Origin of the sequence: Paenibacillus curdlanolyticus YK9, from assembly GCF_000179615.1 — a bacterium.
In the GTDB taxonomy this organism is placed as follows: Bacteria; Bacillota; Bacilli; order Paenibacillales; family Paenibacillaceae; genus Paenibacillus_T; species Paenibacillus_T curdlanolyticus.
The window spans coordinates 12716-30941 of record NZ_AEDD01000015.1 but is presented as its reverse complement, the minus strand read 5'-3'; the positions used below and the strand labels follow the sequence as shown (position 1 = coordinate 30941).

19 protein-coding genes are annotated in these 18226 nt (G+C 52.6%); 9 read left to right on the top strand and 10 right to left on the bottom strand.

The features are described from left to right. Window positions 1-366 precede the first annotated feature (366 nt). Window positions 367-1833 (top strand): methyl-accepting chemotaxis protein, encoded by a 1467-nt coding sequence (locus tag PAECUDRAFT_RS22975; protein WP_006040564.1) that lies wholly within the window; start codon window positions 367-369, stop codon window positions 1831-1833. A 73-nt stretch (window positions 1834-1906) separates the two neighbouring features. On the opposite strand, the gene PAECUDRAFT_RS22970 is transcribed toward PAECUDRAFT_RS22975, so the two are convergent. Then, on the bottom strand, window positions 1907-3151 hold the full coding sequence (locus PAECUDRAFT_RS22970) for a chromate transporter (protein WP_006040563.1): 1245 nt from the start codon (window positions 3149-3151) through the stop codon (window positions 1907-1909). 245 nt (window positions 3152-3396) lie between these two features. On the opposite strand from PAECUDRAFT_RS22970, the gene PAECUDRAFT_RS22965 reads away from it, so the two are divergent. The 3 genes from PAECUDRAFT_RS22965 to PAECUDRAFT_RS22955 are packed head-to-tail and all read left to right on the top strand — an operon-like array spanning window position 3397 to window position 5551. Then, window positions 3397-3861, top strand: coding sequence for a MarR family winged helix-turn-helix transcriptional regulator (locus PAECUDRAFT_RS22965; RefSeq protein WP_006040562.1), 465 nt, complete (start codon window positions 3397-3399; stop codon window positions 3859-3861). Between the two features lie 35 nt (window positions 3862-3896). Next, a complete protein-coding gene (locus tag PAECUDRAFT_RS22960) occupies window positions 3897-5192 on the top strand; it encodes an MFS transporter (RefSeq protein WP_006040561.1) in 1296 nt (431 codons plus the stop codon). A gap of 35 nt (window positions 5193-5227) precedes the next feature. Next, window positions 5228-5551 carry a hypothetical protein gene (locus tag PAECUDRAFT_RS22955; protein WP_144266639.1) on the top strand — a complete coding sequence of 108 codons (324 nt, stop codon included), beginning with the start codon at window positions 5228-5230 and terminating at the stop codon, window positions 5549-5551. A 320-nt stretch (window positions 5552-5871) separates the two neighbouring features. Here PAECUDRAFT_RS22955 and PAECUDRAFT_RS22950 read toward each other — a convergent pair whose 3' ends face one another. Both PAECUDRAFT_RS22950 and PAECUDRAFT_RS22945 read right to left on the bottom strand, forming a co-directional pair. Beyond that, window positions 5872-6399, bottom strand: a complete 528-nt coding sequence (locus tag PAECUDRAFT_RS22950) for a hypothetical protein (protein ID WP_158306270.1) — start codon at window positions 6397-6399, stop codon at window positions 5872-5874. A gap of 15 nt (window positions 6400-6414) precedes the next feature. Then, window positions 6415-7011: a TetR/AcrR family transcriptional regulator gene (locus PAECUDRAFT_RS22945; protein ID WP_006040557.1), complete on the bottom strand. Its 597-nt coding sequence runs from the start codon at window positions 7009-7011 to the stop codon at window positions 6415-6417. A gap of 157 nt (window positions 7012-7168) precedes the next feature. Between PAECUDRAFT_RS22945 and PAECUDRAFT_RS22940 the strand changes: the two genes are divergently transcribed. Further along, window positions 7169-7927 carry an SDR family oxidoreductase gene (locus PAECUDRAFT_RS22940; protein WP_006040556.1) on the top strand — a complete coding sequence of 253 codons (759 nt, stop codon included), beginning with the start codon at window positions 7169-7171 and terminating at the stop codon, window positions 7925-7927. A 457-nt stretch (window positions 7928-8384) separates the two neighbouring features. Further along, on the top strand, window positions 8385-8672 hold the full coding sequence (locus PAECUDRAFT_RS26530; protein WP_006040555.1) for a YdeI/OmpD-associated family protein: 288 nt from the start codon (window positions 8385-8387) through the stop codon (window positions 8670-8672). Between the two features lie 48 nt (window positions 8673-8720). Here PAECUDRAFT_RS26530 and PAECUDRAFT_RS22930 read toward each other — a convergent pair whose 3' ends face one another. Together PAECUDRAFT_RS22930 and PAECUDRAFT_RS22925 are read right to left on the bottom strand one after the other, a co-directional pair. Next, window positions 8721-9467, bottom strand: coding sequence for a class I SAM-dependent methyltransferase (locus tag PAECUDRAFT_RS22930; protein ID WP_006040554.1), 747 nt, complete (start codon window positions 9465-9467; stop codon window positions 8721-8723). A 51-nt stretch (window positions 9468-9518) separates the two neighbouring features. Beyond that, window positions 9519-9887: a winged helix-turn-helix transcriptional regulator gene (locus PAECUDRAFT_RS22925; RefSeq protein WP_006040553.1), complete on the bottom strand. Its 369-nt coding sequence runs from the start codon at window positions 9885-9887 to the stop codon at window positions 9519-9521. Window positions 9888-10045: 158 nt separating this feature from the next. Here PAECUDRAFT_RS22925 and PAECUDRAFT_RS22920 point away from each other — a divergent pair, with 158 nt between their 5' ends. Further along, window positions 10046-11254 carry an MFS transporter gene (locus PAECUDRAFT_RS22920; RefSeq protein ID WP_006040552.1) on the top strand — a complete coding sequence of 403 codons (1209 nt, stop codon included), beginning with the start codon at window positions 10046-10048 and terminating at the stop codon, window positions 11252-11254. Then, window positions 11254-12111: an aldo/keto reductase gene (locus PAECUDRAFT_RS22915; protein WP_006040551.1), complete on the top strand. Its 858-nt coding sequence runs from the start codon at window positions 11254-11256 to the stop codon at window positions 12109-12111. The genes PAECUDRAFT_RS22920 and PAECUDRAFT_RS22915 overlap by 1 nt, the downstream gene beginning before the upstream one ends. Window positions 12112-12297: 186 nt before the next feature. Here PAECUDRAFT_RS22915 and PAECUDRAFT_RS22910 read toward each other — a convergent pair whose 3' ends face one another. The 5 genes from PAECUDRAFT_RS22910 to PAECUDRAFT_RS22890 all read right to left on the bottom strand — a co-directional run bounded on the left by PAECUDRAFT_RS22910 (window position 12298) and on the right by PAECUDRAFT_RS22890 (window position 17033). Beyond that, complete coding sequence (locus PAECUDRAFT_RS22910) at window positions 12298-13503, bottom strand: IS256 family transposase (protein WP_006037522.1); 1206 nt, start codon at window positions 13501-13503, stop codon at window positions 12298-12300. A gap of 400 nt (window positions 13504-13903) precedes the next feature. Then, window positions 13904-14761, bottom strand: a complete 858-nt coding sequence (locus PAECUDRAFT_RS22905; protein WP_006040550.1) for a class II fructose-bisphosphate aldolase — start codon at window positions 14759-14761, stop codon at window positions 13904-13906. A 272-nt stretch (window positions 14762-15033) separates the two neighbouring features. Next, entirely contained in the window at window positions 15034-15375 is a 342-nt protein-coding gene (locus PAECUDRAFT_RS22900; protein WP_006040549.1) for a zinc ribbon domain-containing protein YjdM, read from the bottom strand. A 127-nt stretch (window positions 15376-15502) separates the two neighbouring features. Beyond that, a complete protein-coding gene (locus PAECUDRAFT_RS22895; RefSeq protein ID WP_006040548.1) occupies window positions 15503-16045 on the bottom strand; it encodes an NADPH-dependent FMN reductase in 543 nt (180 codons plus the stop codon). A gap of 100 nt (window positions 16046-16145) precedes the next feature. Beyond that, complete coding sequence (locus PAECUDRAFT_RS22890) at window positions 16146-17033, bottom strand: LysR family transcriptional regulator (protein WP_006040547.1); 888 nt, start codon at window positions 17031-17033, stop codon at window positions 16146-16148. Between the two features lie 132 nt (window positions 17034-17165). On the opposite strand from PAECUDRAFT_RS22890, the gene PAECUDRAFT_RS22885 reads away from it, so the two are divergent. Then, the gene (locus tag PAECUDRAFT_RS22885) at window positions 17166-18212 is read left to right on the top strand and encodes a zinc-dependent alcohol dehydrogenase family protein (RefSeq protein WP_006040546.1); all 1047 of its coding nucleotides are present in this window, start codon (window positions 17166-17168) and stop codon (window positions 18210-18212) included. Window positions 18213-18226 lie beyond the last annotated feature (14 nt).

Here is an 18226-nt window from a genome sequence, read left to right as displayed (position 1 = left end):
AACGGACCCAGATGCCGCTATTGCCACAAAATCACCCGGCTGACCCTCCATATGTGTGATTTAGCGGCTGTGGGGTCCGTTACACGAGAAACCAGTGCATTTGTGCCGAATAAGGGCCCCCAGGTCCGTTAAATGCATCCGGCATTTCATGAGCCTTCTCCCAACCTCCGTCCTTGCCATCCCTTGCGCCCCCTCGCCTTCCATTCCCTGCTTTCCTCAGCCTCATCGCGTAATTTAGCCTCTAACGAGTTAACAGTCGACTTAATCCGACTCTAATACTGCGCCTACTGTAAATATTATGTCGAACTTTGCCGTTATATGGTATTATGAGGACAACAAATTGAACTGGAAAAAGGAGGATATGTTGTGCATTATATCGAGACTCTGCACCGCCGCAACAAATTGCTCGTCAATATTATCTGGGGGATGCTCGTACTCGGCATAGGCGTGGACCTGTTGACTGGAGCTGGCACTGATTCTATCATCGCCCTATTGATCGTAGGTTCGCTTACCTGTGGCATAGCAACGGTAATGACTTACAAACGGTGGCTCACGCACTACATCATGTACATTATTTCCACAATCGTGACCTTGCTTACTCTGCTTCTCATCCATACCGGTCCTGTCATTACGACCTATTTCCTTGTGTACATCAATCTTGCCATTATGACGCTCTACAGCAGCTCCCGGGCCATTGCCTTCTCCGGCTCCATGGGTGCGGTGCTTACGGCGTATTTCTTCATGAGCGATATGAAAGAAGCTATCTTCGCCGATAATAGCCCCGTTACGATGTTCATGTACTTAGGCATGGTTGCCGTGCCCCTATTCGTCTCTACCAAATTCAGCGAACGGCTGCAGCGCGAAGCGACCGAACAGCGGGAGCACGCGGAGACAGAGCATGCCAAATCGATGAAGCTCGTAGATCAAGTCTCGCATTCCCTTGCGCTGCTTAACGACTTCAGCACGAATCTGAAATCCAATGTCACGTCGACGGGCACGATTTCCAAAGAAGTCACGATTGCCTTCTCGGAGATCACGTCCAGCATCGAGACGCAAACATCCAGCATCACCGACATTAGCGAAGCCATTCGCGAAATCGAGCAGTCTGTCACTTCACTTGCAGATCGTTCCAATGAGATGAGAGACCTCTCGGTCAGCTCCGCTAAGCTGACAAAAGCCGGCAGCCAAGAAGCGGAATCGCTAGAAAAAGAAATGAGGCATGTTAACGAAACGATCGATGCATCCGTCCAGCTCATGAACGAGCTCGGCGAGCAGAACAAAGTGATCAGCGACATCGTGTCTACGATCAAAACGATCTCCACCCAAACGAACCTGCTCGCGCTCAATGCCGCAATTGAAGCTTCGCGTGCGGGCGAGCATGGCAGGGGCTTCGGCGTCGTCGCACAGGAAATTCGCAAGCTTGCAGAATCGTCCAAGGACTCCACTGAGCAAATCGAACTGATTCTTGAACGCATTCGTTCCAAAACAGTCGAGGCTGCAAATCAAGTCCAGCAGGGCCAGCAGTCCGTCGTCAGCGGCAGCGCTGCGGCGGCTAAGGTTGTCGAGGTGATGCGCTCGCTCGCCAGCGATTCCGGCCACTTGGAGGATCAATCCGAACAGGTCGACCGCTCCGCGGAGGACCTGCATCAGCAGTATACGCGCATTACCGACCAGATCGTCACGATCGCCGGCATTACCGAGGAAAATATGGCGGCAACGCAAGACATGTCCGCCAGCATGATCACGCAGGACAGCCAAATTCGCGACATCGTCGAAAGCTTCCTGCAGCTGGACAAGCTGGCTTCGGACTTGAATCAGATGACTGTGCGATAGTGCAGGATGTAGAAAAGGCACCCGAGGGGGTGCCTTTTCTGCATCAATACGAAATAAATACTTTATAGGTTGGCTACAGCCACCCCAACCCCACGCCCCCGGCAACACCGACCAGCACCACCGTCCACGGCGGCAGCTTCCAGTAAGCCAGCATCGAGAACAAAATAACCGCCAGAGCGAAATCTCCGCCCCCGCCAATCGCCGACGTCCATATCGGATCATACAGCGTGGCCAGCAAAATGCCGACCACAGCGGCATTGATGCCAGCCAATGCCCCTTGCATCCGAGGACTGCTGCGCAGCTGGCTCCAGAACGGGAGCACGCCAACCACGAGCAGAAACGCCGGCAGAAAAATCGCCACGGTCGCCACTATCGCTCCGGGCAGACCGCCTGCAATTGCGCCGAGGTAGCCTGCGAACGTGAATAAAGGACCCGGAACGGCCTGCGTCACGCCATAGCCCGCCAAAAAATCCTGCTGGCTAACCCAGCCATTCGCCATCACCTCGTGCTCCAGCAGCGGCAGCACGACATGCCCGCCGCCGAATACGAAGGCGCCTGCTCGATAAAAACGATCGAATAGATCGACCCATAGGTTAGAGCTCCACGAGCTCAACAGCGGCAAGAGTACCAGCAGCGCGCCCAATGCCGCAAGACACGCCAGCCCCAGCCTCCGGCTTGTTTGCATATGATCGCTGACAGGCTGTTTCTGCTCCGCCTGCCGATTATGAAAGAGCCATACCCCCATAGCCCCTGCAGCAGCAATGAGCAGCACTTGGCTGTACGATGTCTGCCATAGGAGGGCAGCAGACATCGTAATAACGGCAATCGCGATTCGGGCGCGATCCGTCAGCAGCTTCTGCCCCATCCCGAGAAGGGCATGCGCCACGACCGCAACGGCGACGATTTTCAGTCCGTGAATCCAGCCCGCCGCGCCTAGATCGAAGCCCTGCATGAGCAAAGCAAATCCAATCAGCGCGATAAGCGATGGCAGCGTAAAGCCGAGCCACGCGACCACGCCACCAAGCAATCCCGCTCTCGCAATTCCGATTCCGATCCCTACCTGACTGCTCGCAGGTCCTGGCAGCAGCTGGCAGAGCGCCACCAAATCCGCATAGCTGCGTTCATCCATCCATTGCCGACGACGGACGTATTCATTATGAAAATAGCCAAGATGCGCGATCGGTCCCCCGAACGAGGTAAGCCCCAGCTTCGTTGAAACGCGCAGCACCTCCAATAACGCAGCGCCCTTGCCAAGCCTTACCGGCTGCTCTTGCCCTACAACGGAGTGGGCTTGTTTCGATACAGGTACATTCTCCAACCTGACTACACGCTCCTTTCCCTAGCGCACCCTACGATTATCGTATCTTATCGATATGACTAGCGATCAGCTTTTTCTCCACTATAGGACATGTATGTAAGCTTACGATTAACTTATCACACAATTGGGCGATGAAGCACCTATTGACATTTAAAGTTAAATCCTTTATTTTAGTTGTACATACAAAATACAATGTAGACGGCAAATCATACCTAAACCAATTCCACCCGAGGAGGAACTTCTACATGTCCAGCGAAATCAACCCGCCCGCCAATGACCAGACTTCCGCTCCTGACGAAGCTTTTTTGCACGAATGCCTCTATTTCACGACGAACCGGCTGAGCCGGGCGATTTCGCGCATCGCTGACGACGCTTTTGCTACGACCGGGCTTGCGCCTGCTTATGGCTACTTGATCCGCCTCGTCATCGGCAAGCCCGGCATTACGCAGAAGGAGCTGTCCGAGAAGCTCTACATTACGCCCTCCACACTGACCCGCTTCATCGATAAGCTCGAAGGCAAGCGGCTGGTCGAGCGCCAAGTGCAAGGCAAGACAGTGCTCGTCTATCCGACAGATAAAGCTTTTGAGCTGGAGCAGCCCATTCGCCAGGCGTCCAAGAAACTGAAAGAAACGTATGAAGCGATTCTCGGCAAGGAGGCTGCTGCGCTGTTGACGGCAAGCGTAGAAAACGCTGGCGTACAGCTGGAGTGAGCCTTAACGAAAAGCAAAAGTACGGAGGGATACCCATGAATACAACAGCTTTATCCCAAGAACCAAAGCGCCGCTCGCGCCTTTATTACGGTTGGATTATCGTGATCCTGACCTTCGCAACACTGCTTGTATCAGCAGGCATTCGGTCGCTGCCCAGCATCCTGCTCGTCCCTTTTCAAGAGGAATTCGGCTGGAGCCGCGGCGGCATTTCAAGCGTAATCTCGACTGGCATCTTCCTATATGGGCTGGTCGGGCCGTTCTCAGCCGCACTGTTGCTTCGCTACGGCATCCGCAAAGTCGTCATCGGAGCGCTATCCGTGGTTGCGGCTAGCCTGGCGATTACGCCGCTCATGACCTCCCTATGGCAGTTCGAGCTGCTCTGGGGCGTCGTCTCCGGCCTCGCTACAGGCATGATGGCGAATGTGCTCGGGGTTACCGTCAGCAATCTATGGTTCGTGAAGCGCAAAGGGCTCATTGTCGGCCTGCTCACAGCGAGCGCCGCTACCGGCCAGCTGCTGTTCCTACCGCTGATGGCCTCCATGACCGCGAACTTCGGCTGGCGTTACGCCATCTATGCCGCAGTCGCCGGCGTGCTGGTCGTCCTTGTCGCGATTGCGATCTGGATGCGCAATCACCCCTATGATCTGGGCATCGCTCCTTACGGCTCCGATGAGATCGTGAAGCCGACTGTTTTCAAAGGCAACCTGTTTCTCGCGCCGCTGCAAAGCCTCCGGCTTGCTGCGAAAAGCCTGACGTTCTGGCTGCTCGCCGGCACGTTCTTCTTCTGCGGCTTCTCGACGAACGGGCTTATCGGAACGCATCTGATCGCAGCATGCGGCGACCATGGCATGTTGGAGGTGACGGCCGCTAGCTTGCTAGCATTGATGGGCCTGTTCGACTTGTTCGGCACGACGATTTCCGGTTGGTTATCCGACCGATTCGACAGCCGCTGGCTATTGTTCTGGTATTATGGGCTGCGCGGGCTGTCGCTGCTGTTCCTGCCCTATGCACTCGATGCGACGCCTGCAATGCTCCTTGTCTTCTCTGTCTTCTACGGGCTCGATTGGATCGCAACCGTACCGCCAACCGCCAAGCTCGCTGGCCAATCGTTCGGCAAAGAGCAGTCCGGCATGATTTTCGGCTGGATCGTCGTGACCCATCAGATCGGCGCTTCGACGGCAGCCTATGGCGCAGGCGTTCTTCGCGACTGGCTCGGCAGCTACTCGCAAGCCTTCGTCATCGCCGGCTTTACCTGCTTCTTCGCTTCGCTCATGGCCATTCGGATCGGCAGAGGCATGGCGAGCAAAACAAGAGTTGTCGCTCAAGACTAACTTTAGTTTACAAAGTCAGAAGAGCCTTCTAGAGCTTGAGTTCTTCGACTGAGAGAATAAGTTTAAAGGATGAAGATGAAATGGTTTGGAGCAAGAAAACGATATGGCAGGGAATCCTCTTTGCGATAATAGTTGAGATGGCATTATTGGGATTCAATTTCCCTCTCATCTCAAGTATGTTCATTGGTTCAAAAGAAGAGGATTTTGTGTTCCATGATTCATATTTCGTTGTTTATCACGGTTTTCTAGACAATAGTCCGAAATTGGCTCTTCTTTTCTGGATGGTTCTTATTTTTATCACTGCAGTATCATTATTTATTTTATTAAAGACCCTCTGGAGGATCATGCGGTCCCGTTAGTGCCGTTGCACTTTGTACAACGAGAAAGGCAGGAGTGGCCTGCCTCGAAGGTTTCCATTGCAGTTCGTGCAACGAGATGCGATCAAGAAGTGACATGAGGCGGCCAAAACATAGAAAGCCGCCTTTCCCGTTGCGCCATATGCAAGGATACCTCCTCGTTTCTGCACTCGGTGTTGATGCCATTGTACGAACTGCAATGAGCATGCCGTTGCACGCAACAGTGCCGCCTGAAATGCGCCGTGCACACAACACCAACCGCTGAAGCGCGAAAAAGGAGTGTCCTCAGCCGTCATGGCTTTTGGAACACTCCTTTTTTCTGCCTATCCATGGCTCGCTTGATTCGCTCGTCTCGGCCGGCTTCGCCAAACCCATACCATGCTGGCAATGAGCAGCGCCGCCGCTATTCCGACTAACAAGTTCCAATGCCAATGCGGTATGGGCACGCGAGTCAGCATCAGGATGCCAATATCATCATAGATGTCTTCCAGCGTAAATTCTTCTGAATTATACCAGCCTACATCATATACCGTCGTTAGCCCTTGCACCCACACATACCAGCCTCTTAGAATGCTCAACAGCAGCGTGCCGGAGGCGGCAACGAATAAATGCTGGAGAGCTAGCAAATAGACATAACGTGGCGCAGCCGCTCGAACATAAAACATAATCATGCTGACAGCCAACGCAAGTGTTCCAAGGGCAGCGATTGCAAAGACGTAGAGCGGCATATAATTGTACTGCAATGAGAACTGCACGATAATGCCCCACAGCACCCACAAGCTCAGTACGGTACTAAATAATATAGCTAAAATGATGGATAATACCCTCATCATCATCCCCCGTTGTTTCATGCTCCGTTGCTCAGCTCAGCCTTCCTTCTTCGCCTTAACCTCCATTGGTCGCCATTGAATGATCAGAATAAGCTGCTCCTGCATATACGAGGTCGATTGCTCAAACCCGGATTCCACCCAGTGAAAAATAAGTCCGAGCAGTGCATGGATCGAATAGATCGCCAGCAGCTCCTGATTCACACCGGTGGTCGGATATTCGAGCTCGTCCATCGATATTTCTTTGAGCGCAAGAAACATCTTCTCTCTCAAGTTCGGCATGACATTGCTGCGCAGCAGCGTCGTGTAAAGCTCCGCATGCTGATGGATATGGTCGAATATTTTCACCGAATTGGCGGTTAGCTCGTTGATGCGAAAAACATCCTGATGCTCATAAGGGGCTCGAAAAGAAGCCAGAAATTTCCGGATCAGCTCATCGATAATGTCATCCAGCAGCGCCTCTTTGTTCTCATAATGGGCATAGAAGGTTCCGCGGTTGTAATTCGCCGACTCTACGATTTCGGTAATCGATATGGCATCGAAGCTCTTCTGGGACATCAGCGCGAGCAGCGCTTGCTTAAGCGCCTCTTGGCTGCGAACGACGCGCCGGTCCTTTTTGGCATGCTCTTGCGGCATAATTCTCACCCTTTTAATGAACAATATAGGCCGAACTGTACGTTACCTAACAATCCGACGGTTTTTACTGATTGTTTGCGTTCTTGCACCTCCATTATACTTCAACTAACAGGTGTATGGTTATTGAACATCTGTACAACAACGGGAGGTAATTCACATGAGACTTTCTGGAAAAGTAGCCGTAATCACAGGTGCAGCTTCGGGTATGGGCAAAGCGATCGCCGAGCTGTATGCAGCTGAAGGAGCTAAAGTCATCGTCTCCGACCTTCGCGTAGAAGCCGCTCAAGCGGTCGTTTCGAACATTGAGGCTAGCGGCGGCACAGCTGTTGCCGTAGCAGCGAACGTAGCTAAAGAAGAAGACGTCCAACAATTAATCGATACAGCAGTACAACAATTCGGCACGGTCGATATTCTCGTCAACAATGCGGGCATCATGGACAATTTTGTACCCGCGGGCGATCTGACGGACGAGCTATGGGACCGCGTTTTTGCAATCAATACGACGGGCCCAATGCGGACGATCCGCAAAGTGCTGCCCATCTTCACCGATAAAAAGAGTGGCGTCATTATCAACATCGCTTCCGCTGGCGGACTGCAAGGCTCCAGAGCGGGCGCTGCTTATACCGCTGCGAAGCATGCGGTGGTCGGCTTGACCAAAAACGTCGGCTTCCAATACGCGCCTCTCGGCATTCGCTGCAACGCCATCGCACCAGGCGGCGTTAATACGAATATCGGCACCTCCCTTACCGCGCCTAACGCGTTCGGCATGGAGCGCGCAATGGCGGGCATTACCTTGAATCCTCGCACAGGCGAGCCAGAGGAAATCGCGAAAGTCGCGCTGTTCTTGGGATCAGATGACGCGAGCTTCGTGAACGGCACAGTCGTTACAGCGGATGCGGGCTGGACGGCTTACTAAAAGCAGGCGAGCGCATCTGCCATATAGCTGCACAAAAACCGCCAGTTAGACATCCGTCTGACTGGCGGTTTTTTAGCGTTTGCAGCCCTGCCGTGGCTTGGCTTCACTTTGTTGAATTTGGTAAAATAAAGAAAAGGAGGCGATCGCGCTGAATAAAAAATCATCCCCGCTGCCGATTCTGCTTTGTGCCGACCAGCAGACGTTTGACCAATGGCTCGCGGACCATCATGCGCAATCATCAGGCGTTCGGCTGCAAATTGCCAAGAAAAATGCGGACATCGTTACCGTCACTTACAATGAAGCACTCGAAAGCGCCTTATGCTACGGATGGGTAGACAGCCAGAAAGAGAAGCTGGATGAGCACGCATGGCTGCAACGGTTCACGCCGCGCGGGCCGAAGAGCATTTGGTCCAAAATCAATAAGGACAAGGCCGAGCAGCTTATCGCGGACGGCCGCATGCAGCCCGCTGGCTTCGCCGCTATTGAAGTCGCCAAGCGGAACGGGCAATGGGATAAAGCCTACGAATCGCAAAGCACGGTGTCGATGCCGGATGACTTTGCAGCTGAGCTTGCGCAGCATGAGGCTGCCAAGCAGTTTTATGAGCAGCTTAATCGGCAAAATCAATTCGCTATCCTGTTCCGTATTCATCAAGCGAAGAAACCGGAAACCCGCGCGAAGCGAATCGAGCAATTTATCGCCATGCTGGAGCGCGGCGAGATGCTGTATCCCAAAGCGAAAGCATAAGCGGCCAAGACACAGCTGCGCCACTGGACGCCGAGCTTCGTTCACAGCCTACTCGGTTGAAGCCGCCTTAAACGCTGCCACTAGTAGGAAAATCGGACGACGCGTCTCATCGCGCATGTCCGGATACTGCTCAATTGCCTCCTGCGTCGGCTGCGGCTCGGACAGCTGGGCGATGGTAAAGCCCGCGCTGATGAGCGCATTGAGCAGCGTCGCGAGCGTGCGATGATATTTTACGACGTCGTTATCGAGAAATCTCGTCTGCCGCAGCCCCTCGCTCTGATAGTCATCGACCGGCCAATGCAGCCGCTCGCCCTCCGCCCCATAGTGCCAGTCCTGCGCAGCACGCGCTGTGAAAATCGGATGCTCGACCGAGAGGACGAACGTGCCGCCTGGGGCGAGCGCATGAGCGATTTGGCGGCACACCGCCTCAAAATCCGCTATGTAATGCAGCGCTAACGAGCTGATCACGACGTCGAACTGCTCCGCGTCAAACGCGATGTCTTCAATCGGCAGCTGCACATAGGTAATCGCCGGATCGTCGCCGTACGATTTTGCACGCTCCAGCATTTTCGCCGATATGTCTACGCCGACAACCGAACGCGCTCCTTGCTCCCGTGCATAACGGCAGTGCCAGCCATAGCCGCAGCCTAAATCCAGCACGCGCTTGTCCCGCAGATCCGGAATGAGCTGCTTCAATGCAGGCCATTCGCCGGCTGACTCCAGCCCGCTGATCGAGCGCGGCATTTCTTTATATTTATCGAAGAAGCCTTGGTCATCATATTTGTTCTGCTTCATCTTCGTCTGCTCCCCCATTCATTCTTGGTTACCACCCTTATGAAGTACTCCTTATTGATTCAAAATGCTGTCCTCAAGCACCGCATATTTGTCCCCGTATTCTTTAATAATATGAGTCTCGCCCCATTCGCACAGCATGTTCAGAATGGATTTGAGGCTGCTGCCGTATTCGCTCAGCTCATATTCCACCTTCGGCGGCACTTGGTTGTAGCTGATCCGATTAATGATGCCATCGTCGACCAGCTCCTTGAGCTGCTGGATCAGCATTTTCTGCGTAATCCCTGGCATGAGGCGCTTCAGGTCGCTCGTGCGTTTTTTTCCATGCGTTAGATGGCATAAAATCACGCATTTCCACTTCCCGCCGATGACCTCAAGCGTTGCTTCTACGGAAATGTTGTACTTTTTCTGCGCCACTGTCATGGCTTTTGCCTCCCTATAATCAGCCTTAAAGGCCGCCGTTGTCCAATTGTTACTTTTTAGTGTCTATGTCACATAAAAGTACGTACTGTTCTTTATCGCTTAGGTCTATCATAATAGCACTTACCGGCCGGTAAAACCATATGAAAGAAGTCGTTCCTATGACGCACAATGCAAAAAGAAGCACGTTCGCACTTCTAGCGCTCGCAATCAGCGCATTCGCGATTGGCACCACAGAATTCATCAGTGTCGGGCTGCTGCCCCTCATCGCTGAAGACTTGCATATATCCGTAACAACTGCGGCGTTGACGGTTACGCTATACGCATTGGGCGTTACAATCGGCGCTCCCGTCCTAACGTCGCTGACAGCCAGCATCCCGCGCAAAACCTTGCTGTTCGGCATCATGATCGTGTTTATCGCCGGCAATAGCTTAGCCGCTGCCGCTGGCGGGATCGGGCTGCTGCTGACGGCACGCATCCTGTCGGCATTCGCCCATGGCGTGTTCATGTCCATTGGCTCGACTATTGCAGCCGAACTCGTACCCGCAGATCGTCGGGCAAGCGCCATTGCGCTTATGTTCTCTGGACTGACGGTAGCGACTGTAACGGGTGTCCCGCTTGGCACTTTCATCGGACAGCAAATGGGCTGGCGGGCTGCTTTCATCGGGATTGTGATCATTGGCGTCCTTGCACTCATCGCCAATATGGTTCTCATCCCTGCAGACCTGCCCAAGGGCACGCGTACGCCGCTTAGCGAGCAGGTGAAGCTCGTCACGAACGGACGGCTGCTGATGGCATTCGCCATTACGGCTATCGGGTATGGCGGCACGTTCGTCGTCTTTACTTATTTATCTCCGCTCTTGCATGAACTATCCGGCTTCAAGGAGCACACGATCGCCGTCATCTTACTCGTCTACGGCGTTGCGATCGCAATCGGCAACATGATCGGGGGTAAGGCGGCGAACCGCAACCCGGTAAAAGCACTGCTTTACATGTTTATTTTGCAGGCTATCGTCCTGCTCGTCCTTGCCTTCACGATACCGTTCAAAGCGGCAGCTATTCTGACGGTATTCCTGATGGGCCTGTTGGCCTTTATGAATGTACCTGGTCTGCAGGTTTACGTCGTCATGCTGGCGAAGCGCTATGCGCCGCAAGCGGTAGACGTAGCGTCAGCCGTTAATATCGCAGCGTTCAACGCCGGAATCGCGCTTGGCGCGTACTTGGGCGGGGTTGTCACCGACTCCATCGGGCTTCTTCATACGACGTGGGTAGGCGCAATTATGGTCGGCGGCGCAGTTTTGTTAACAGGTCGAGCACTTGTTTTGGAAAATAAAGAAAGTAAAGAACACACACTCAGGAGGACTTCATAATGACTACTACACAAACAGCACAGCATTTGCAGGATACAACGACGTTGCACAATGAAGTAAGAATGCCTTGGTTCGGCCTCGGCGTATTCAAAGTCGAAGAAGGCGAAGAGCTTGTTCAAGCGGTCAAAGCCGCGATCAAAAATGGCTACCGCAGCATCGATACGGCCGCAATCTACGGTAATGAAACAGGCGTCGGTCAAGCCATTCGCGAAGCGATAGCTGAAGGCCTCGTTACAAGAGAAGAGCTGTTCGTCACCTCAAAAGTATGGAACGCCGATCTGGGATACGAATCGACGATTGCTGCTTATGAAACAAGCTTGTCGAAGCTTGGCTTGGAATACCTTGATCTGTATCTCATACACTGGCCGAAGGCTGGCAAATATAAAGACGCTTGGCGCGCGCTGGAGACGCTGTACAAAGAAGGCCGCGTGAAAGCAATCGGCGTCAGCAACTTCCAAATCCATCATCTCGAGGACGTCATGAAGGACGCAACGGTTAAGCCGATGATTAACCAAGTGGAATTCCACCCTATGCTGTCGCAAGAACCGTTGCGTGCATTCTGCGCGACGCAGAACATCCAGTTGGAAGCATGGTCGCCGCTCATGCAGGGCCAGCTGCTCGACCATCCTGTGCTGTCGGAAATTGCAGCACGCCATGGCAAATCGATCGCCCAAGTCATTTTGCGCTGGGATCTCCAGCACGGGGTCATCACAATTCCGAAATCGATCAAGGAGCAGCGAATTATCGACAATGCCGCGCTGTTCGACTTCGCTTTATCTGCAGAGGACATGGCACGGATCGATGCGCTTAACGAAGATCGCCGCGTCGGTCCGGACCCGGACAACTTTGATTTCTAATCGCTTGAATACGGATGAAGCTCCCGTGTATCGGGAGCTTTTTTGCTGCGCTATCTTTGTTGGGCGCGTTGGGCCGCGCGAATAGGGCAGATTATTATTCCCTATTCGCACTCTGGCGTGCTAACCGAACGAATAGGGCAGATTTCTATTCCCTATTCGCACTCTGGCACACTAACCAGGGTAGCGTCAAGAAGTTTGTGTAAGCTCTAGGTTGGGGTGATTCGCGGCGTATCGTTCCAGATACATTTGTTCAAGCTTCGCCTTCGTATCAACGTCGACAAATCCCCGTATCGCTCTACCGCACCATTTTTCGTTGTAGTCGAGTGCTTGCAAATAAATAATCTTTTCAGCAGCTTCAATATTGGTCAAGCTATTCATTGGCTTAAGCCGTTTTCGAAGCTCTTTGTTCATCCGTTCGATCGGGTTAGAGGTGTAGATGGCCGGCCACGTGAGTACAGGAAACTTGTAAAAAGCTAGTAAGGTGGGGAGCTGTGCTTCCCACGACTTTACTTCTTTCGGGTATTGTTTGCTCCACTTGGCCTTGAAACCATCAAATACAGCTAAAGCGACATCCCCATCCACCGCAGTATAAACGAGCTTTAGATCGTCGAGAAACGCGGTCTTGTCGGATACGCGGATTTTAGAAAACGTGCTACGGACTTTGTGGACGATGCAGTGTTGCACATCGGCCTTTGGATAGATTTCTCTAAAGGCTTCTTCTAGTCCTGGAAGGCCATCGAAGACGCCAAGCAACACGTCTGTTGCTCCGCGATTTTTCAGGTCTTTGAGGACCTCTCTCCAGCCATTTGCGCTCTCATGCCCGCCTACGTAGAAGCCAAGGATTTGGCGGATGCCTTTTTCGTCAATCCCCATAGCCAAATAAACAGCCTCACTGCTAACGGTGTTACGCTTTAGCTTCACATACAAACCATCTAGGTAGATCACCGAGTAACGCTTCTCGAGCGGACGTTGTTGCCACTGTTCAATGTCTTCCATAACGGTTTGCGTAATGTTGCTGATCGTCGTTGGCGAGTACTGGGAACCAAACATACTCTCGATGAATTTTGCGACTTCTCGCGTGCTCATGCCGCCTTTGTACATGTGGATGATGGCCTCTTCTAACCATCCCTCGCGGCGCTGATACGGCTGGAACAGACGGGTTTTGAAGTAACCTTTCCGATCTCTGGGCACTTGCAAGTCATTAATGGTCCCGTAGCGTGTTTGGTAAGTGCGCGTGTAGTTCCCGTTAAGGCTGGTACGAGGGCCTTGATGCTCCGTGCTAATGTAATGTTTAATTTCTTCACGAAGCAGCAGCTCGAGCTTCTCCTGCACCAGTTTAGTTACAGCATTTTCAAGTAGATTGTTGAAAGAATTTTCGGGTATATTAGTCATCGAGTAGGGCTCCTTCTTGGTGCGTGTGGTAACCCCGAGAATACCCTACTTTTTTGCTGCCTGTTAAGGCTCCAAATGTTGGTACACAAACAACTTTACATCATCCTAACCAGCCGAATAGAGAACTTTTCTATTCCCTATATGCGCACTCTGGCACACTAACCAGCCGAATAGGGCACTTTTCTATTCCCTATTCCCACTCTGGCACACTAACCAGCCGAATAGGGCACTTTTCTATTCCCTATGCGCACTCTGTCGCGCTTACCAGCCGAATAGGGCACTTTTCTATTCCCTATTTGCCCTTCGGCGGGCTAGCCGCGCAGATAGGGCAACTTTTACGCCCCCTAAACGCAAAAAAGGGCTGGACGCTTGTCCAACCCTTCTTGCTTGTGCTGCTATATTAGGCTTTGTTCGACGAACCGAACTCGCGCATTTTACCTGCAACCGTTTGTTTGATCGCTTCACGACCTGGCGCCAGGAATTTACGTGGATCGTAAACTTCAGCGTCGTTCGAAAGGATCTCGCGAGCCACTTTCGTGAACGCGATTTGGTTTTCCGTGTTTACGTTGATTTTAGCCGTACCCAGGGAGATCGAACGTTTGATGTGCTCCGTAGGGATGCCCGTGCCGCCATGCAATACCAATGGAAGCTTGATCGTTTGGCAGATCTCTTCCATTTCTTTGAAGCCGAGGTTAGGCTCGCCTTTGTAAGGACCATGAACGGAACCAAGTGCTGGTGCCAGGCAGTCGATGCCCGTGCGCTCTACGAGCTCGAAGCACTCTTTAGGATCTGCATAGATAACGCCTTCAGCGATAACGTCGTCTTCTTGTCCGCCAACTGTTCCCAGTTCAGCTTCTACCGAAACGCCGCGCTCGTGAGCGTACTCAACCACTTGTTTCGTGATGCGGATGTTGTCTTCCAGCGGATCATGCGAAGCATCGATCATAACGGAAGTGAAGCCAGCGTCGATTGCTTGCTTACATTTTTCGAAGCTCGAACCATGGTCCAAGTGGATTGCAACTGGAACCGTGATTTTCATTTCTTCGATAAGGGATTTAACGATCGCCGTAACAACCGTGAAACCGCCCATGTAACGTGCAGCGCCTTCGGATACGCCGAGGATAACTGGCGATTTCTCTTCTTCAGCAGCTGCAAGAATTGCTTGCGTCCACTCAAGGTTGTTGATGTTGAATTGACCTACTGCATAACCTTCTTTAAGACCTTTGTTGAGCATGTCTTTCATCGAAACCAATGCCATTGTGAAAATCCTCCTTCAAAATAATTGCGATTTACTGCCGGTGACTGACCTTTCAATCATACCCAATTGATCCCTTGTTTAATAATTTAAACAACAGATGAATGAGGACGAACGAAGAAGCCTTTTTAATCCATTCACGTTCACCACATCAGTCTACATGTTATCACAAATATTGTGATAAAACCACCTGTGGAGCATGCTGAAAGCCCTGTCATTCGCGGTCTGGCGCAATTCCTGCCCATTATTTTTTGGATCGTAATGCGATTTATTCGCTATGCCTTCTTTACGTACTGCGATTTTAGCTGCATCGCGCCGAAGCCGTCGATTTTGCAATCGATATCGTGGTCGCCTTCGACGAGACGAATGTTTTTGACGCGCGTGCCGATCTTCACGACCGAAGAGCTGCCTTTGACCTTCAAATCCTTGATCACCGTGACCGTATCGCCATCCGCCAGCACATTGCCGTTGGCATCCTTCACGACCCTCAGATCCTCCTGTTCCTCCGCGCCGCCTTGCTGCGGCCACTCATGGCTGCATTCGGGGCAAATATACAAGCTGCCATCCTCGTACGTGTAGACAGAATGGCAAGCGGGACAATCGGGTAAATGGGACATGCTGCTTCCTCCTTAAGGCTAATCGACTTAGCAAAGCCTTCCTAATACTAGCATCAGCTGCATCGGTCTACAATATAAAGCAAAAAAGAGCATCCCTGTACAGGATGCTCTTAAGCCACTCCGTCATCTATGGGCGCAGCGTCTTGAGCGCGCCGCTCCAAGCGAGCACTTGATCCAGCATGCCATTCACATTCGTCAGATGCAGGTCAGCCGGCTTGAATACCGAGCCGTTCTCGAAATCCGTGAACAGGGACAACGCCGGATGAATGCGAACATCCGCTACGGACAGCTCGCCCAGAATGCCGCGCAGATGCTCAGCAGCGCGCGCGCCGCCGACCGAGCCATAGCTTACGATGCCAGCCGCCTTGTTATTCCAAGCTTCGCGGGCATAGTCGAGCGCGTTCTTCAATGCAGCCGTAATGCTGTGATTGTACTCCTGCACGATGAAGACGAACCCATCCAAGCTCGCCAGCTTGGTGTTCCAAGCCGTCGCTTGCTGCGTCGCATCCACTTCGCCAAACAAGGGCAGCTTGTACTCCGCAATGTCTACAATCTCGTAATTTGCGTCGTTGCGCTTATCGGCGATGCTCTTCACCCATTCTCCCACTTGCGGGCTTACACGGCCTTGACGCGTGCTTCCCAGAATAATGCCGATGTTCAATTCCGCCATTCGTTATCCCTCCTTAATTGACTCATTCTAAATATTATCCAAGACGCTCCCTGTATAGTCCTCCTTGGATGAAAACTAGCATTCGCGCGGCTCCCGCAGTCTAGTTAATACGCTGAAAATAGTCGATAACGAATTGGCGGAACCGCTGCGCCGCAATCGACAGGTAATGCTTGTTGGACCATACTAAGCCGGTCGTCACTTGGCTGTTGGGATGATCGGTGATGCGCAAGCGGTGCGGCATCAATGCGGCCCGTTTCTCCCAAGCCAATTCAGGCACGAACGTAATGCCCAGACCTTTGCGCAGCAGCACTAGCACGGCGTCCGCTTCATCGAGCTCGAACACCGTATTCGGCGTAAATCCGGCTCCCTGCCTGCACATCTCATCCGTAAACGCGCGGAACCAATAGCCCTGCCTCAGGCCGAGAAACTTCTCTTCCTGCAGCTCCAGAAGCGACACGCTCTCTCTGCCCGCCAGCCAATGACCCTCATGCACGGCCAAATAAATATTTTCCGTCCGAAGCGGCGTCCATTCCATGCCATCCCCTTCAATCGGCGCTGTCGTAATACATAGATCAATCTCGCCGTCCTCCAGCATTCGTTTAAGGACAGCCGTCGGTTCGAGCACCTGCCGAAAGTGGACGTTCGGATACTGGTCCAGAAAAGCGCTCAGCAGCTCTGGCAAAATGCTGATAATCGAAGCGGCCAGCGTGATGCTGCCGCGATTAAGCCCCGCCATGTCGCGAACCTCCCGCTTGCCCTCCTCCAGCTCCTGAAAAATCCGGTCCACCCGCTGCAGGAACACTTTGCCGAACGGATTGAGTCGAATGTTGCGCCCCTGCCGGTCAAATAACGGAACGCCAATACTCGCTTCGAGCCTTGCGATCGTCTTGCTAAGCGATGGCTGCGCGATCTGAAGCTCCTCTGCGGCCTTAGTAATATGCTCCAGTCTTGCGACCGTCTGGAAATATTGCAGCTGAAGAAGCTCCATAACGTTTAATTCCCCTTATATATAGACTAATAGCTATCATATCATAGTTTATTATGTATTATACTCCACCATTGCACCTCCCTATAATAGAAATCGAGTTCATACAATTGACACAGGGAGATGACCCTTTATATGAAAGCAGCAGTATTGGAAGCGTTTAACCAACCGTTGGTTGTAAAAGAGGTTGCGGACCCTACCCTTACGCCAGACGGCATTATTCTAAAGCTAGAGGCAACCGGCGTATGCCGCAGCGATTGGCACGGCTGGGCAGGCCATATGACCAACGCCATGCAGCCGCTACCGCATATTCTCGGCCATGAGATGAGCGGCATCATCGAGGAAGTCGGCAGCAACATCCGTAATTTCAAAAAAGGCGACCGCGTCATCGTTCCTTTCAGCCAAGGCGACGGCACGTGCCCGCATTGCCAATCGGGTCACCATAACGTGTGCGACAACATGAAGATGGTCGGCTTCAATTTCGAAGGCGGCTTCGCGCAATACGTGCACATTCCGAATGCCGATCTTAATTTGCTTCATTTGCCAGACGGCGTGGATTTCCTCACGGCTAGCGCAATGGGCTGCCGTTTCATGACGGCCTTCCATGGCGTCGTTTCGCGCGGCAGCGTGCGCCCAGGCGAGTGGGTTGCCGTATACGGTTCCGGCGGCGTCGGGCTTTCTGCGATTCAAATCGCATCCGCGGCTGGCGCTAACGTTATCGCTGTCGATATTGCCGACGATAAGCTGGAATTCGCCAAGCAATTCGGCGCAGTTGCTACGGTTAACAGTAAAAACGTCAATGCGCCGCAAGCGATCAAAGAGCTGACCAAAGGCGGGGCGAATATTTCGATCGATGCGCTCGGCATTCAAGATACGGTAATCAGCTCGCTCCTTAGCTTGAATAAACGCGGACGCCACGTGCAAATCGGCATTAGCCCGAACCCGAATGGCGGCATGACGCCAGTACCGGTCAACCTTATTATGATGAACGAGCTGTCCCTGCTCGGCTCCGTATCGATGCCAATTCCGGAGTATCGCGAAATGCTGCAAATGGTCGAGAAGGGCAAGCTTAACCCCGGCCGTCTCGTGACCAAACAAATCGCATTGGATGACATCAACTCGGCCTTCGAAGATATGACCAACTACGCTGGCTTCGGCTTAACGGTTGTTACCAAATTTTAAGAGCGGAGGGCATC